11 protein-coding genes and 1 tRNA gene are annotated in these 15,173 nt (G+C 65.0%); 7 read left to right on the plus strand and 5 right to left on the minus strand.

Annotated elements, in window-relative coordinates; translation table 11 throughout:
- Positions 1-56 precede the first annotated feature (56 nt).
- Positions 57-3,563: a transcription-repair coupling factor gene (mfd, locus tag V6B15_RS07330; protein WP_334200624.1), complete on the plus strand. Its 3,507-nt coding sequence runs from the start codon at positions 57-59 to the stop codon at positions 3,561-3,563.
- Between the two features lie 7 nt (positions 3,564-3,570).
- Here mfd and V6B15_RS07335 read toward each other — a convergent pair whose 3' ends face one another.
- Complete coding sequence (locus V6B15_RS07335) at positions 3,571-4,887, minus strand: bifunctional diguanylate cyclase/phosphodiesterase (protein ID WP_334200625.1); 1,317 nt, start codon at positions 4,885-4,887, stop codon at positions 3,571-3,573.
- 132 nt (positions 4,888-5,019) lie between these two features.
- On the opposite strand from V6B15_RS07335, the gene V6B15_RS07340 reads away from it, so the two are divergent.
- Both V6B15_RS07340 and V6B15_RS07345 read left to right on the plus strand, forming a co-directional pair.
- Positions 5,020-5,802, plus strand: coding sequence for an NAD kinase (locus tag V6B15_RS07340; protein ID WP_334200626.1), 783 nt, complete (start codon positions 5,020-5,022; stop codon positions 5,800-5,802).
- A 97-nt stretch (positions 5,803-5,899) separates the two neighbouring features.
- Positions 5,900-5,974, plus strand: a tRNA-Asn gene (locus V6B15_RS07345).
- A gap of 6 nt (positions 5,975-5,980) precedes the next feature.
- Here V6B15_RS07345 and V6B15_RS07350 read toward each other — a convergent pair.
- On the minus strand, positions 5,981-6,721 hold the full coding sequence (locus tag V6B15_RS07350; RefSeq protein WP_334200627.1) for a sulfite exporter TauE/SafE family protein: 741 nt from the start codon (positions 6,719-6,721) through the stop codon (positions 5,981-5,983).
- A gap of 63 nt (positions 6,722-6,784) precedes the next feature.
- On the opposite strand from V6B15_RS07350, the gene V6B15_RS07355 reads away from it, so the two are divergent.
- Positions 6,785-7,402 carry a GNAT family N-acetyltransferase gene (locus V6B15_RS07355; protein WP_334200628.1) on the plus strand — a complete coding sequence of 206 codons (618 nt, stop codon included), beginning with the start codon at positions 6,785-6,787 and terminating at the stop codon, positions 7,400-7,402.
- Between the two features lie 24 nt (positions 7,403-7,426).
- On the opposite strand, the gene secA is transcribed toward V6B15_RS07355, so the two are convergent.
- Together secA and V6B15_RS07365 are read right to left on the minus strand one after the other, a co-directional pair.
- Positions 7,427-10,186 (minus strand): preprotein translocase subunit SecA, encoded by a 2,760-nt coding sequence (secA, locus tag V6B15_RS07360; protein ID WP_334200629.1) that lies wholly within the window; start codon positions 10,184-10,186, stop codon positions 7,427-7,429.
- A gap of 99 nt (positions 10,187-10,285) precedes the next feature.
- On the minus strand, positions 10,286-10,555 hold the full coding sequence (locus tag V6B15_RS07365) for a hypothetical protein (RefSeq protein WP_334200630.1): 270 nt from the start codon (positions 10,553-10,555) through the stop codon (positions 10,286-10,288).
- A 173-nt stretch (positions 10,556-10,728) separates the two neighbouring features.
- On the opposite strand from V6B15_RS07365, the gene V6B15_RS07370 reads away from it, so the two are divergent.
- Genes V6B15_RS07370 through V6B15_RS07380 form a run of 3 tightly spaced genes read left to right on the plus strand, consistent with a single transcriptional unit; the run spans position 10,729 to position 14,819 of the window.
- A complete protein-coding gene (locus V6B15_RS07370; protein ID WP_334200631.1) occupies positions 10,729-12,756 on the plus strand; it encodes a spermidine synthase in 2,028 nt (675 codons plus the stop codon).
- A 39-nt stretch (positions 12,757-12,795) separates the two neighbouring features.
- Positions 12,796-14,022: a bifunctional glutamate N-acetyltransferase/amino-acid acetyltransferase ArgJ gene (gene argJ / locus V6B15_RS07375; protein ID WP_334200632.1), complete on the plus strand. Its 1,227-nt coding sequence runs from the start codon at positions 12,796-12,798 to the stop codon at positions 14,020-14,022.
- A gap of 29 nt (positions 14,023-14,051) precedes the next feature.
- On the plus strand, positions 14,052-14,819 hold the full coding sequence (locus tag V6B15_RS07380; protein WP_334201338.1) for an inositol monophosphatase family protein: 768 nt from the start codon (positions 14,052-14,054) through the stop codon (positions 14,817-14,819).
- On the opposite strand, the gene trxA is transcribed toward V6B15_RS07380, so the two are convergent.
- Entirely contained in the window at positions 14,816-15,136 is a 321-nt protein-coding gene (trxA, locus tag V6B15_RS07385; protein ID WP_253516442.1) for a thioredoxin, read from the minus strand. The genes V6B15_RS07380 and trxA overlap by 4 nt on opposite strands.
- Between the last annotated feature and the right edge of the window lie 37 nt (positions 15,137-15,173).

The raw sequence follows: 15,173 nt of genomic DNA on the forward strand, positions 1-15,173 counted from the left end.
CAGGGGGCATTCTTGCGTGTGCGGAACGCGCGGCCCCTTCGAACGCTAGGAACACGATGCCCGATCTTTCCAATATCCTGAACGCCCGCGAACCGCTCACGCTGGCGCAGGTGGCACGGGGCGCGCAGCCGCTGGTGATGGCCGATCTGGCCCGCGCCAGCACGGGCCGCGCGGTGTTCATCGCGCCCGACGATGCGGCGATGCGCGGGATCGTCGAGGCAGCGGCGTTCTTCGCCCCCGAACTCGACGTGATCGAATTTCCCGCGTGGGATTCGCTGCCCTATGACCGCGCCAGCCCGGCGCTGTCGATCAGCGCACGCCGGCTGGCCGCGCTTCACCGGCTGCAGACGGGCAAGGCCAAGGCGCAGCTGATCGTTACCACCGCCAACGCCGTTCTCCAGCGCGTGCTCACCCCGTTCCGCATCCGCGAGAGCGTGCGCGAGTTCAAGGTGGGGACCGAGATCGGCCGCGAGAGCCTCGCCGCGCTGCTTCAGCGGCAGGGCTACAGCCGTGCGGACACGGTGATCGACAAGGGCGAATATGCCGTGCGCGGCTCGATCGTCGACATTTTCCCGAGCGGTATGGAAGAGGCGCTGCGGCTCGACTTCTTCGGCGACGAACTGGAGAGCCTGCGCACCTTCGATCCCAATACGCAGATGAGCACGGGGCGGCTGCAATCGCACCTGTTGCTGCCTGCCAGCGAAGCGCTGCTCGACGATGACAGCATCAAGCGGTTCCGCAGCCGCTACCGCGAGATGTTCGGCGCCAATGCCACGCAGGACCCGCTTTACGAAGCCATCAGCGACGGACGCCGGCTGGCGGGGATGGAGCACTGGTTGCCCTTGTTCGAGGACAAGCTGGCCACGCTGTTCGACCATCTCGGCAAGGACGACCTCGTCGTGATCGACCAGGCGGCGCTGGCCGCTGTGGACGAGCGCGTGAAGGATATCGGCGATTATTACGACCAGCGCACCGCCATCACCGGACAGGCCAAGGGCAATTACCGGCCCCTGAAGCCCGATGCGCTCTATCTCACTGCGGGCGAATTCAAGGCCGGCCTTGCCGTCGCCCCCGCCCACCGCGCGACGCCTTTCGATGAACCCGAAAGCGACAAGGTGGTGAATTTCGGCTTCCGCTCGGGCCGCGACTTCGCGCCCGAACGTGCGCGCGGGGACAATGTCTATCCCGTGTTGGCCGACCACCTCAAAGCGCTGGCGAAAGCGGGCAAGCGTCCGCTGCTCGCCGCCTATTCCAAGGGTAGCCGCGCGCGCATCGCCTCGATCCTGGAGGAAGCGGGTACGCCGGTACAGATGGCCGACAGCTGGCAGGAAGCGCTGGGCTTGTCGGCTGCGAAGGGATCGGGCGTACCCAAGCCCACGGCGATGATCCTGCCGATCGAAGCCAGCTTCGCCAATGACGAGCTCGAACTGCTGACCGAGCAGGACATCCTTGGCGACCGGCTGGTGCGGCGCAAGAAGAAGCGCAAGGATGCCGACGCCTTCCTTGCGGAACTGCAGGCGCTCAGCGTCGGCGATCTGATCGTCCATACCGAACACGGCATCGGCAAATACCTCGGTCTCGAACCGATCGCGGTGGGCAAGTCCAAGCACGATTGCGTCCAGCTCGAATACAAGGGCGGCGACAAGCTGTTCATCCCGGTCGAGAATATCGACGTGCTCAGTCGCTATGGCTCGTCCGAAGAGGCGGTGCAGCTCGACCGGCTCGGCGGCGAAGCGTGGCAGAAACGCCGCGCACGGCTGAAGGAGCGGATCCTCGAGATCGCCGGCGAACTGATGCAGGTCGCCGCCCAGCGTGCACTGAAGAAGGCTCCGGTGCTGGAGGTGGAGGATGGCCCCTACAACCAGTTCCTCGACCGTTTCCCGTGGGAAGAAACCGACGACCAGGAACGCGCGATCGAGGATGTCCTTGGCGACCTCGAAAGCGGCAAGCCGATGGACCGGCTGGTCTGCGGCGATGTCGGCTTCGGCAAAACCGAGGTCGCGCTGCGCGCCGCCTTCGTCGCGGCAATGAACGGCCAGCAGGTCGCGGTGGTCGCGCCGACCACCCTGCTCGCGCGCCAGCATTTCGAGAATTTCGCTGCGCGCTTCAACGGCTTCCCGCTGAAGGTCGGCCGCCTGTCGCGGCTCGTTCCGGCGCGCGAAGTGAAGGAAACGCGCGCGGGGCTGGCCGATGGGCAGGTCGATATCGTGGTCGGCACGCATGCAATCCTGTCGAAGCAGACCAGCTTCAAGAACCTCGGGCTGGTCATCGTCGACGAGGAACAGCGCTTCGGCGTCACGCATAAGGAAAAACTCAAGCAATTGCGCGCCGACGTGCATATGCTCACGCTCACCGCCACGCCGATCCCGCGCACGCTGCAGATGGCGATGACCGGGCTGCGCGAACTGTCGACCATCCAGACCCCGCCGGTCGACCGGCTCGCGGTGCGCACCTATGTGATGGAGTGGGACGATATGGTGATGCGCGAAGCCCTGCTGCGCGAACATCACCGCGGCGGGCAAAGCTTCATCGTCGTACCCCGGATTTCCGACATGGAAGCCATTTCCGACTGGCTCCACGAGCACGTGCCCGAGGTCAAATTCGTCGCCGCGCATGGCCAGATGGGCGCAGGCGAGATCGAGGAGCGGATGAGCGCCTTCTACGAGGGCAAATACGAAGTGCTGCTGGCGACTACCATTGTCGAAAGCGGGCTCGACCTGCCCAGCGCGAACACGATCATCATCCACCGCGCCGATATTTTCGGCCTCGCCCAGCTCTACCAGCTGCGCGGACGCGTGGGCCGTTCGAAGCTGCGCGCCTATGCCTATCTCACCTACGCCACCGACACGCAATTGTCCGAAGTGGCGGAAAAGCGCCTCAAGGTGCTGGGCGATCTCGACAGTCTCGGCGCAGGCTTCCAGCTTGCCAGTCACGATCTCGACATTCGCGGTGCGGGCAATCTGCTTGGCGACGAACAATCGGGCCATATCCGCGAAGTCGGGTTCGAACTCTACCAGTCGATGCTGGAGGATGCGATCCTTGCAGCCAAGGCAGGCGAACTGGGGCTGGAAGCCAAGCCCGAACGCGTCAGCCCGCAAATCACCGTCGATGCGCCGATCATGATCCCCGAGGATTACGTCCCCGACCTCGCGGTGCGTATGGCGCTTTATCGCCGCCTCAACGATGCGCAGGACAAGCCCGAGATCGACGCGCTGGCTGCGGAAATGATCGACCGCTTCGGCGATCTACCCGCTGCCACCGCCAATCTCGTCAAGCTGATCGAGATCAAGCACCAGGCGATCGAGGCCAATATCGCCAAGATCGATGTCGGGGCGCAGGGCACGCTGGTGACCTTCCACCAGGACGACTTCCCCGATCCGGTGGGGCTGCTCGCCTATGTCGACCGGCTGAAGGGCACCGCCAAGCTGCGCCCCGACATGAAGCTGGTCATCAGCCGCGCATGGGGTTCGCCCGAAAGCCGCCTCAACGGCCTGATCCAGCTGACCAAGGGGCTGTCGGGTATTGTCAGGAAATCGCGCAAGCGCGAGAGCGCGGCGGCCTAGGTTCGGATCAGGTCAGGCTGAGGAACGCGCTTGCGCTCATCGGCTTGGCCCGCAGGAACCCCTGGTAATATTTGCAGCCTTCCTTGCGGACGAATTCGCGCTGCTCCTCGGTCTCGACTCCCTCGACCAGCACCTGCAGGTCGAGCGCCTCGGCCATCGCCATGATCGCGCGGATCACCGCCCGGTCGCGTTCGTCGTCCAACACGCCGTCGAGCATCGAGCGATCGAGCTTGAGAGAGTCGATCGGCAGGACCTTGAGATAGCGGAAGTTGCAGAAGCCCGCGCCGAAATCGTCCAGCGCGATGCAGATGCCGAACAGTTTCAACTGATCGAGCACGCGGCACACACGGTCGAGATCGGCGAGCAGCACCTGCTCGACGATCTCCAGCGTGATCCGCTCGAGCGGGAAGCCCGTTTTTTCCGCCATCTGGGCAAAATCGATCGCGAAATTTTCGGCCGCCAGATCGGGTGGGGTGATGTTGAGCGACAGCCGCAGGTGATCGGGCCAGTGCAGCGCCTTTTCCAGCGCGCGCATGACGATATGGCGTGACAGGTGCGCCACATGGTCGGCCCGCTCGGCAACCTGGAACAGCGTCCCGCCGCCGATGCGGCCGATCACCGGATGATCCCAGCGCGCCAGCGCCTCGGCCCCGATCAGCCGGTCGTCGTCAAGCGCATATTGCGGCTGGAAGAGAATCTCGATCTCGTTGCGGTCGATCGCCGCGAGCAGGTCCGCTTCGAGCTGCTGGTTCGAACGGCCCGAGCGCGCGACATCGCCCGTCGACCAGTCGATCCGCCGCCGCGCGCTGTCGCGCATCCGGGCTGCGACCTCCGACAGGCGATCGAGCACGCTGTCGGGATCGTCGTTCTGGGTCACGCGCATCAGGGCGATGCGCGGCCACAGCCGCAGGCTCGCCCCGCCCTCGGGATTGGCGATCGGCATGGCGATGGCATCGGCCAGCGCCTCGGCCAGCCACTGCCAGCGTTCGCGGCTGCATTCCTGCCGCGCAACGAGGAGGAAATTGCCCCCGCCAAGGCGCGCCGCGGTCCAGGCGCTGCTGCTCTCGAGTTCGTCGCCCGCGAAATGCCTGATGCGCTGCGCCACTTCGACCAGCGCCCCGTCGCCCGCCGATTCCCCGAAGGCGACGTTCACCGTATCGATCCGCCCGAGCGTGATCATCATCGCGTGCATGGGGCAGGCGATCGTGTCGCTGGGCCATTCAGCCAGCCAGCGCTCGATCGTCTCGCGCGCCTGGGACTGGTCCGCCAGGCCGGTGAGCGCATCGCGTGTGTCGCCGGTCGTGTAGCTGGGTATGCTGGCCATGTGACAGTCCTTATGAGGCCCGGGGTTAAGCGGTATCAGTTTTTGCAGTGTGTTGCCAAATGGGACGCGCGACCATAGGAAACCCGCGTGCCCGGCGAGCTCGTCCCGGCACGGGAGGATGCAAGGGGACCCATGTCCGAATTCAGCCGACTGGCCCTGCTCGTGTCCGACGCTCCGCGTGCGCAAGAAGCCGCCGACAAGGAATTCCGCGCGGTCGCTGACTGGGTGCCGCTCGAAGAAGCCGATGCGGTGGTCGTGCTCGGCGGCGATGGTTTCATGCTCCAGACGCTGCATGCCATGCTCGACAGCGGCCGGATCATTCCCGCCTACGGGCTCAATCTCGGCACGGTCGGCTTCCTGATGAACCGCAACCGCAACCCGGAAACGCTGCTCAAGCGGATCGGGCGGGCCAAGCGCCACCATATCGCCCCGTTGCGGATGGAAGCGACCACGCAGGCTGGCGCGCAGCACACCTTCTGCGCCATCAACGAGGTCAGCCTACTGCGCGAGACGCGCCAGACCGCCAAGCTCGAAGTGACCGTCGACGACAAGGTGCGGATCCCCGAGTTGGTCTGCGATGGCGTGCTGCTCGCCACCCCCGCGGGATCCACCGCTTACAACCTCTCGGCCGACGGCCCGATCCTGCCGCTCGATTCGAACCTGCTCGCGCTTACCCCGATCAGCCCCTTCCGCCCGCGCCGTTGGCACGGTGCGATCCTGCCCGACCGCAGCCGCATCACGCTGCGCGTGCTCGAGCAGGACAAACGCCCGGTCTCGGTCGTGGCCGACCAGCGCGAACTGCGCGACGTGGCCGAAGTGAACCTCGAAATCGCCCGCGACAGCGAACTGACGCTGCTGTTCGACCCCGGCCACGCGCTCGACGAACGCATCGTCGCCGAGCAGTTCGTGGTCTGAGCGGCACAGCGGAACCGCGGCGCACAATTTTTGCGATTTGCCCGCTTGCCAAACCGTATGACCGCCCATATAGGCGCACCCCTGCCCAGCGGGCTGCTCCCCGATAGCTCAGCGGTAGAGTAGGTGACTGTTAATCACTTGGTCGTTGGTTCGAATCCAACTCGGGGAGCCACTTTTCTCATACATTCAGCAGCAAGCGCCCGCCCACCCAGGCGGTGAGCGCGGCTGTGCCGTAGCGGATCCAGCGTTGCGGCAGGTATTTGAGCGCCAGCAGGCTACCGATCTGCCCGCCGATCGCGACCGCAACCAGCAGCGGCAGGCCGAAATCGATCGCCGCACCGAGGCGGCCCGTACCGCCCTTGAGCAATTGCCCCGCCAGCCCGAACAGCGAATTGACGAGGATGAACAGGCTCGCGGTCGCGGCAATCGCGCGCGCGCTGTCCCAGCGCGTCAGGTGCAGGAACGGGGCCAGGAAGATGCCCCCGCCAATGCCGACGAGGCCCGCGAGATAGCCGAGAGGCACCGCCAGCACCGGCATAGCCCCCGCGAACCGCGGCGGCGCCCCCATCGCCGTATCGCGCGGTCGCAGCAGGAGCGTCAGCGCGGTCAGGACGAGGCTGGCCCCGAGGATGGTGAGGAATGTCGCCTCGTCGATCGGGGTGACGCCGCCGAGCAAGGCGGCGGGCGCCGCAACCCCCGTCAGCAGCAAGGCATTTCGCCACGGCGTGACCTTGGCGCGGGCAAAGCGCAGCGAACTGCCTGCCACCACCACGATATTGCATGCCAGCGACAGCAGCGGGAGCAGGCGATAGTCGACTTCGGCAAGCGCCAGCAGCGCGGTATAGGTCGAACCGCCGCCGAACCCGACGCTGGCATAGAGCAAAGCTGCCACGAAAAATGCGACGATGAGGGAAGCCATGGCGCTCGCCTAGACCGCCACCGCGCCGCGCGCTAGCGTCGCGGCACGGGAGGACGAGGGATAATGCAGGCAGGTAACATCGAACTTGGCGAGGCGCTTGTCCGCGCCGGGCCTGGCGATGCCCGCAGGATCGGCGACATCACTGCAGAGGCCTTCCGCAACGATCCTTTCAACCTCTGGCTGTTCGGCAAGTTCGCCGGGATCCGTAACCTGTTCCACCTGCAGGCGCGGCGCATCTACGTCCCGCGCGGCTATAGCTATTCACTGGGCGACGAGGGCGCGTGCATGTGGATGCTGCCCGGCGGCGAGGCGAGCTTTTCGCTGCGCGACTATGCCGCCTTCGCCCTCCCCACGCTGTTTCGCTGCGGACCGGGCGCGGTGGCGCGCGGGATCCGCACCGGCGATGCGATGGCGCAGTGCCATCCGGCCTTCGATCACGCCTATCTGTTCAGCATCGGCCTGCGTCCGGCGGCGCAGGGCAAGGGCCTGGGGCGCAAGCTGATCCGGCCGGTGCTCGATGCCTGCGACCGGATGCAACTGCCCGCGTATCTCGAGAATTCGAACCCGGCGAATACCGGCTTCTACGCCTCGTGCGGCTTCGAGCCCTTCGGCGACCCGATCCATCCCGAACCCGGCAGCCCGCCACTGGTACCGATGGTCAGGCAGCCCCGCCGCGCCTAGCGGCAGGGCTGCACCGACCGGGCATCACGCATTGGCGCTGATGGCGCCGTGGCAATGCTTGTACTTGTTGCCGGAACCGCACGGGCACGGCGCGTTGCGGCTGATGTCCATGCCCGCATAGGGGTTCTCGCTCACCGAACCGCCCGGCCCCACCGCAGCGCGCGAACTGCCCGCCAGCGCACCGAACAATGCCGCGCGTCCGGCCGAGCCGTCGCCATCGTTGGAATTGTCGAGCCCGGTCAGCGGGTCGATGTGGCCGGTGAGGAAGTCGGGCAAGTCGGGCAGATCGACCTGCGGCAAGGGCGCTGGTTCGACCAGTTCGAGGCGGATGAGCTTGTTGGTCACCGTCTCGCGCAGCTTGTCGAGCATGGTTTCGAACAGGCTGAAGGCTTCCTGCTTGTATTCGTTGAGCGGCTGCTTCTGCGCATGCGCGCGCAGGCCGACCACCTGCCGCAGCGCGTCGAGCGTGGCGAGGTGGTCCTTCCACTGCCCGTCGAGTTCCTGCAGCAGCACGCTCTTTTCGATTCGCCGCCACAGCGCGGGATCGGCCGCGGCGATCTTGTTGTCCATGATCGTATCGATTTCGCTGGCCAGCCGTTCCTCGATGATTTCGGGTTCGACCTGGTCTTCCTCGATCCAGTGCTCGATCGGCGGTTCGATCGTCAGCACTTCGGCAATGCGCGTCTTGAGCGCCTCGATATCCCACTGCTCGGGATAGGAACCCGGCGGGCAGGCTTCCGAGACGATCGAATTGATCGCATCGTGACGCATGTCGACCACCACGTCGTCGACCGCCTCGCTGTCCATGATCTCCGCGCGCTGTTCGTAGATGACCTTGCGCTGGTCGTTCATCACATCGTCGTATTGGACGACCTGCTTGCGGATTTCGTAATTGCGCGCCTCGACCTTCTTCTGCGCGGTCTCGATCGCCTTGGAGAGCCATTTCGATCCGATCGCCTCGCCATCCTCGAGGTTCGAGTTGAGCATCTTGGAGAACAGCGTGTCGGGTCCGAAGATGCGCAGCAGGTCGTCTTCCAGACACAGGTAGAACCGGCTGAGCCCGGGATCGCCCTGGCGGCCCGAACGACCGCGCAGCTGGTTATCGATGCGGCGGCTTTCATGGCGTTCGGTGCCGAGCACGAACAGGCCCCCGGCCTCGAGCACCTTCTGCCGCTCGGCCGCGACCTCGGCAGTGATGCGAGCGATTTCGAGGTCCTTCTTGGCCCCGTCTTCAAGCTCGGAAAGTTCGTCGCCGATCCGGAAATCGACATTGCCGCCCAGCTGGATGTCGGTCCCGCGGCCCGCCATGTTGGTGGCAATGGTCACTGCGCCGATACGGCCCGCCTGCGCCACGATATGCGCCTCGCGTTCGTGCTGGCGCGCGTTGAGGACCTCGTGCTCGACGCCTTCCTGCCGGAGGAATTCGCTGAGCATTTCCGACTTCTCGATCGACACCGTGCCGACCAGCACCGGCTGGCCGATGGCGTTCTTCTCGGCAATCGCCTTGGCGATGGCTTTGAACTTGTCCTGCGTGTTCTTGTAAAACTCGTCATCCTCGTCGATGCGCGAAACCGGGACATTGGTCGGGATCTCGACCACGTTCATCTTGTAGATGTCCCAGAATTCGGCCGCTTCGGTCGCCGCGGTGCCGGTCATGCCCGACAGCTTGGGATACATGCGGAAATAGTTCTGGAAGGTAATCGAGGCGAGTGTCTGGTTCTCGGGCTCGATCTTGACGCCTTCCTTGGCCTCGACTGCCTGGTGCAGCCCGTTCGACCAGCGGCGGCCATCCATCATGCGTCCGGTAAACTCGTCGATGATGACGACCTTGTCGTCCTTCACGATGTAATCGGTATCGCGCTTGAACATGTGGACCGCGCGCAGCGCCTGGTCGAGATGGTGGACCACCTGCGTGTTCTCGACATCGTAGAGATTGTCGGTTTCGAGCAGGCCCTTTTCGATCAGTAGCTGTTCGACCGCTTCGGTGCCTTCTTCGGTCAGCTGGATGCTGCGCTGTTTTTCGTCCTTCTCGTACCAGTCCTCGGGGAACTCCTTCACCACCTCGTCGATCGAGGTGTAGAGATCGGACTTGTCCTCGGTCGGGCCGGAGATGATCAGCGGCGTACGGGCCTCGTCGATCAGGATCGAATCGACTTCGTCGACGATGGCGAAATTGAAGGGGCGCTGGACCATTTGTCCGCGCTCGTGCTTCATGTTGTCGCGCAGGTAATCGAAGCCAAGCTCGTTATTGGTCGAATAGGTGATGTCCGCGTTGTAGGCCTCACGGCGCTGGTGCTCCGGAAGGTTCGGAACGATCACGCCGACAGTCAGGCCGAGGAACTGGTGCAGCCGGCCCATCCATTCGGCATCGCGCGCGGCGAGGTAGTCGTTGACGGTGACGATATGGACACCCTTGCCCTCGATCGCATTGAGATAGGTCGCGAGCGTGGCCACCAGCGTCTTGCCCTCACCCGTGCGCATCTCGGCGATTTCGCCGCGGTGGAGCACGACACCGCCGACCATCTGCACATCGAAATGGCGCATGCCGAGCACACGGACCGAGGCTTCGCGCACGGTGGCGAAGGCTTCGGGCAGGATGTCGTCGAGCGTCTTGCCATCGGCCAGCTGCGCGCGGAACTTGTCGGTCTGCGCCGCCAGTTCTTCGTCCGAAAGCGCCTGGAGCTGCGGTTCGAGTGCATTGATCCGGGCGACGATCTTGCCGATCGATTTGACATAACGGTCGTTGGACGAACCGAATACGGTCTTCATGATGGAATTGAACATAGGGGGCCTGGCGCCTTCCGGATGAATTCTATGGTGTATGGTGGAAAGCCCGCGCACAGCGTGCGTGGCGGACGAAAATCGGGGGATGTCGCGGCCGGCCTATTCGTAGGCGCGGTCGATGCCCATCTGCACGGTCGGGGTGATGACCGAAAGGACCGCAACCGGCTGGCCCGGTCCGGTCGCACGCGGCGCAACCAGCGAATGGCGAACCGTGTGGAGACGGATGTTTACCTCGCCGTGGCAGGGCTTCTCGGTATCGGCTGCGCGCTCGACGCCCGATGCCGCATCATAGACCACCGCATGGGCAGGCGCGCCGGCAGCAGCGAGGCCGGTCAGAAGCGCAAGGCAGGCGAGCAGGCGTTTAAGCATCCTGACCGGCGAGATAGTGACGCGGAGGCGGATCGTCCAGCCCGAAGCCGGTAAACTCGCCGAAAGTCCCGCCTCCGGCGCTGGGGACAGATGCGGGCCAGCAGTCGAATTATCTTTCCAGTAAACATACGCTCCTAAGCGTCGCACTCGAAACGGGATTGCAGGGGGCAAGAATGAGCACTGTCGACGGGACCTTGGATAGCAAGCCGAGCGGCTATGAAGAGCGGGATGACCCCGCCGTCCTTACCCGCCTGCTGCTGGCCAGCGGGCTCATGCTCTTCGTCGAACTCGCGCTGATCCGCTGGCTCGGTTCGAGCGTCGTCCACCTGTCCTATTTCTCGAATTTCGTCCTGCTGGGGTCGTTCCTCGGCATTGGCGCGGGCTTCCTGATCAGCCGCAAGGAATGGTCGATCTGGCCGATATCGCTGCCGCTGCTGGCAATCCTTGTGATCGGCGTGATCCAGTTTCCGGTCTCGATCGAACGTCAGGGTTCGGACCTCATCTATTTCACCGCGCTCGAAATCGAAGGGCCACCCGCCTGGCTTGCGCTGCCCGTGGTCTTCGGGCTGGTCGCGGTAATCCTTGCCGGACCGGCGGAACTTGTCGGGCGCTGCTTTCCCAAGATGCGCCCCCTGTCTGCCTATCGCTATGACCTGATCGGTTCGCTGGCCGGGATTCTCGGCTTCACTGCCCTGAGTTTCCTCCATGCACCCTCGCTCGTCTGGGGTGTGGTCGCCATGGTTCCGATCATGCTGCTGACAGCGCCCAACCGCCGGATCATAAGCGCTGGCTGGGGCGTGGTGCTGCTGGCCGGCCTCGCGATGGAAACCTTCACCCCCGGGGTGAGCTGGTCACCCTATTACAAGATCAACGCCGAACAGATGGAAGAAGCCGATTCGGGTTTCGTCCTGATCCGCGCGAATGGCGTCCCGCACCAGTTGATGGCTCCGGCGGAATGGAAGCTGGAACAGGGCGAACGGATTTACGAGACGCCCTATCTGCGGCTTCCGGGCAAGCTCGACGACGTGCTGATCGTCGGCGCAGGGTCGGGTTCGGACGTCGCGATCGCGCTGCGCGAAGGGGCCAAGCATGTCGATGCCGTGGATATCGACCCGCGCATCATGCAGATCGGGGTGGAGATGAACATCGACCGCCCCTACGCCAATCCCGGCGTCCAGAGGCATGTCAACGACGGCCGCGCCTTCCTCGAAAACACCGAGCGCAAATACGATCTCATCCTTTTCGCGCTGCCCGATTCGCTCACGCTGGTGAGCGGCGCATCGCAAATCCGCCTCGAATCCTTCCTCTTTACCGAGGAGGCCATCCAGTCGGTCCGCCGCGCGCTCAAACCCGACGGCGCGTTTGCGATGTACAATTATTACCGCGAACCCTGGCTGATCGACCGGCTCGCCGGGACCACGCAGGCGGTGTTCGGCCATGAACCCTGCGTGGACACCTGGGCCGATGCGCAGGCCGTCGTCAGCATCGCGGTGCAGGCGGAATCGCAGACCTGCGGCGAACCCTGGGTTCCGACGACCGAAATCACCACGGTCAAGGACGATGCCCCGTTCCTCTATTTCCGCGGAAACAGCTTCCCGCCGCTCTATGCCTTCACCATCGGGGCCATCCTGCTCGCCTCTCTGGTGACCGTGCGGCTGCTAGGCGGCCCGCTCGGCACGATGCGGCCCTATGCCGACCTGTTCTTCATGGGTGCGGCGTTCCTGCTGCTCGAAACCAAGAACATCGCGACCTTTGCCTTGTTGTTCGGCACGACATGGTTCGTCAACGCGCTGGTGTTTGCCGGCGTGCTGGTGATCGTCCTCGCCGCGGTAGAGACCGAGCGGCGGGTCAAGACGCCGCCACTCAAAGTGGTCTTCATCGCGCTGGCGGCCTCGCTTGCGGCGGCCTGGGTCATCAAGCCCGAATGGCTGCTGCCGCTGGCGTTCTGGCCGCGGCTCATCGTGGCGACCGTGCTGGCCTTCCTGCCGATCTACCTCGCCAATATCGCCTTTGCGAAACGCTTCCGCGAAAGCAGCGATTCGCAATCGGCCTTTGCGATCAACCTGCTCGGGACGATCGTCGGCGGGTGTCTCGAATATGCGGCGCTGTTCACCGGCTACAATAACTTGCTGATCGTGACCGGGCTGCTGTATCTCATCGCCTTCCTGCTGGTGCCGAGGGTCGCGGGCCGCGCAGCCTGACGCTTGTCTGGCGCGCGGCGCGGGGCTAGCGCGCGGGGAATGGATCTAACGCCTTCCCCGCTCGCCCGCCCCTTCCCCGCGCTGCCGGTAATCGACGGCGTAACGCTGCGCGTGGCGCGCGCGGGCTACAAGACGTGGGACCGGTCCGACCTGACCTATGTCGAACTCGCCGCCGGCTGCGCCGTGGCGGGCGTCTTTACCAAATCGGCCTGCGCCTCGAGCGAGGTCGAGATGGGCCGCGCGCAGGTGGAGCAGGGCCGCGCGCGGGCGCTGATCGTCAATGCGGGCAATTCCAATGCCTTCACCGGCTATCGCGGACGCGAGGCGGTCGAGCAGATAGTCGCCCAGGTAGCCGAGGCACTGCACTGCCAGGGAGACGAGGTGTTCGTGTCCTCGACCGGCGTGATCGGAGTGCCCTTGCCCAAGGACAAGGCGCGCGCCGGAGTGGCTGCAGTGCTCGGCGCCGATACCTGCGGCTGGGAAGACGCGGCGAGCGCGATCGGGACCACCGACACCTTCACCAAGGGTGCGGCAGCGGCGGCGTTCATCGGGGACCAGCGAGTCGAACTCGCCGGGATCATCAAGGGCAGCGGCATGATCGCGCCCGACATGGCGACGATGCTGGGCTATGTCTTTACCGATGCGGCCGTGGACCCGGCCTTCCTGCAGGAGATGCTGTCCAAGGCGAATGAGGCGACGTTCTCCTGCATCACGGTCGATGGCGATACCTCAACCAGCGACACGGTGCTGCTGTTCGCGACCGGCATGGCGGGCAATGCGCCGCTGACGGCGTGGGACGATCCCGGCGCCGATGCCTTCTACGCGGCGCTGCACGATGTCTGCCGCGAACTCGCCCTGCTGGTCGTGCGCGACGGCGAAGGGGCGCAGAAATTCATCGAGATCGCGGTCACCGGGGCGGCGGACGATGCCAGCGCGCGCCGCGTCGGCCTGGCGATCGCCAACTCACCTCTGGTGAAGACCGCGATTGCCGGGGGCGATGCCAATTGGGGCCGCGTCGTCATGGCGGTAGGCAAGGCAGGCGAACCCGCCGACCGCGACCGATTGTCGATCGGCTTCGGCGGCACCTGGGCCGCACGCGATGGCCAGCCTGTCGCCGATTACAACGAGGCGCCGGTCGCCGAGCATCTTGCCGGGCAGGACATTCGCATCGAGGTCGATCTCGGTCTTGGCGAAGGCCGCGCGACCGTGTGGACCTGCGATCTCACGCATGGCTACATCTCGATCAATGCAGACTACCGCTCGTGAGCGCGCTCGACCGCGATATCCTCGCGCTGATGCAGCGGGTCACCGAACAGGCGATCCTCCCGCGCTATCGCAACCTTGCTGCGGGCGAAGTCGAGGACAAGGGCGGCAACGATCCCGTCACGGTGGCCGACAAGGAGAGCGAGGCGCTGCTGCGCGAGGGCCTGGCCGCGCTCGACGATACGCTCGCCTTCGTGGGCGAGGAAACCGCGCATGCGGACCCGGGCATACTGGACCGGCTCGATCGCCCGTGCTGGATCGTCGACCCGGTCGACGGGACCCGCAATTTCGCCAGCGGCAAGCCGCCATTCGGGATCATCATCGCGCGCGCCGAAGGCGGGGAAGCGCAGTCCGGCTGGATTTACGACTGCCTCAGCGGACGCTTCTGCACCGCGCATCGCGGCCAGGGGGCGCAGGTTGATGGCGTGAAGGTCGCCGCCCGCCCCACCGGCATGACGCCGCCGATCGCCGCCCTGTCGCTGATCTTCATGCAGGAAGAGCGCCGCGAGGCGACGCGGCGGCATATCGCGCCGCAGTACGAACTCGTCGACATCCCCTATTGCGCGGCCGAGCAATATCCACGGTTGGCGCTGGGCGTGAACGATGTGTCGATTTTCGAACGCACGCTGGCCTGGGACCACGCAGCGGGCGCGCTGTGGCTCAACGAGGCGGGCGGAAAAGCAGCGCGGCCCGACGGCTCACCCTATCGCGTCGACGAGGTGGGCCGAACGGGCCTGCTGGGTGCGGCGAGCCCGGCCCTGTGGGACGAACTCGCCGAGCTATATGCGAGGCTCGATTAAAGCTCGCTCTCAAGCCACTGCTTGAGCTGGCCCTTGGGAGCCGCCCCGCGCATGTGCGCAGCGGCTTCGCCATTCTTGAACAGCACGAGATAGGGGATCGACTGGACGCCCATCGAACCGGGGACGTCGGGGTTTTCCATGATGTCCATCTTGGCGATGGTAACCTGCTCGCCCAGTTCCTCGCTCAGTTCTTCGAGCGCGGGTGCGATCATCTTGCACGGACCGCACCAGTCGGCCCAGAAATCGACCAGCACGGGCTTGTCGCTTTCGAGCACGTCGGATTGGAAGCTGGCGTCGGTGACGGCGGTGGTGGCCATGGGAAATCTCCTGAAATTCGCTTGGCCCCCGATGTGG

This window comes from Qipengyuania sp. Mu-71 (assembly GCF_036867055.1).
GTDB lineage: Bacteria > Pseudomonadota > Alphaproteobacteria > Sphingomonadales > Sphingomonadaceae > Qipengyuania > Qipengyuania profunda.

Coding starts and splice junctions, on each gene's coding strand:
- argJ (WP_334200632.1), top strand. CDS start 12,796: ATGGATCTAACGCCTTCCCCGCTCGCCCGCCCCTTCCCCGCGCTGCCG.
- V6B15_RS07350 (WP_334200627.1), bottom strand. CDS start 6,721: ATGGCTTCCCTCATCGTCGCATTTTTCGTGGCAGCTTTGCTCTATGCC.
- mfd (WP_334200624.1), top strand. CDS start 57: ATGCCCGATCTTTCCAATATCCTGAACGCCCGCGAACCGCTCACGCTG.
- V6B15_RS07380 (WP_334201338.1), top strand. CDS start 14,052: ATGCAGCGGGTCACCGAACAGGCGATCCTCCCGCGCTATCGCAACCTT.
- V6B15_RS07340 (WP_334200626.1), top strand. CDS start 5,020: ATGTCCGAATTCAGCCGACTGGCCCTGCTCGTGTCCGACGCTCCGCGT.
- trxA (WP_253516442.1), bottom strand. CDS start 15,136: ATGGCCACCACCGCCGTCACCGACGCCAGCTTCCAATCCGACGTGCTC.
- secA (WP_334200629.1), bottom strand. CDS start 10,186: ATGTTCAATTCCATCATGAAGACCGTATTCGGTTCGTCCAACGACCGT.
- V6B15_RS07335 (WP_334200625.1), bottom strand. CDS start 4,887: ATGGCCAGCATACCCAGCTACACGACCGGCGACACACGCGATGCGCTC.
- V6B15_RS07355 (WP_334200628.1), top strand. CDS start 6,785: ATGCAGGCAGGTAACATCGAACTTGGCGAGGCGCTTGTCCGCGCCGGG.
- V6B15_RS07370 (WP_334200631.1), top strand. CDS start 10,729: ATGAGCACTGTCGACGGGACCTTGGATAGCAAGCCGAGCGGCTATGAA.
- V6B15_RS07365 (WP_334200630.1), bottom strand. CDS start 10,555: ATGCTTAAACGCCTGCTCGCCTGCCTTGCGCTTCTGACCGGCCTCGCT.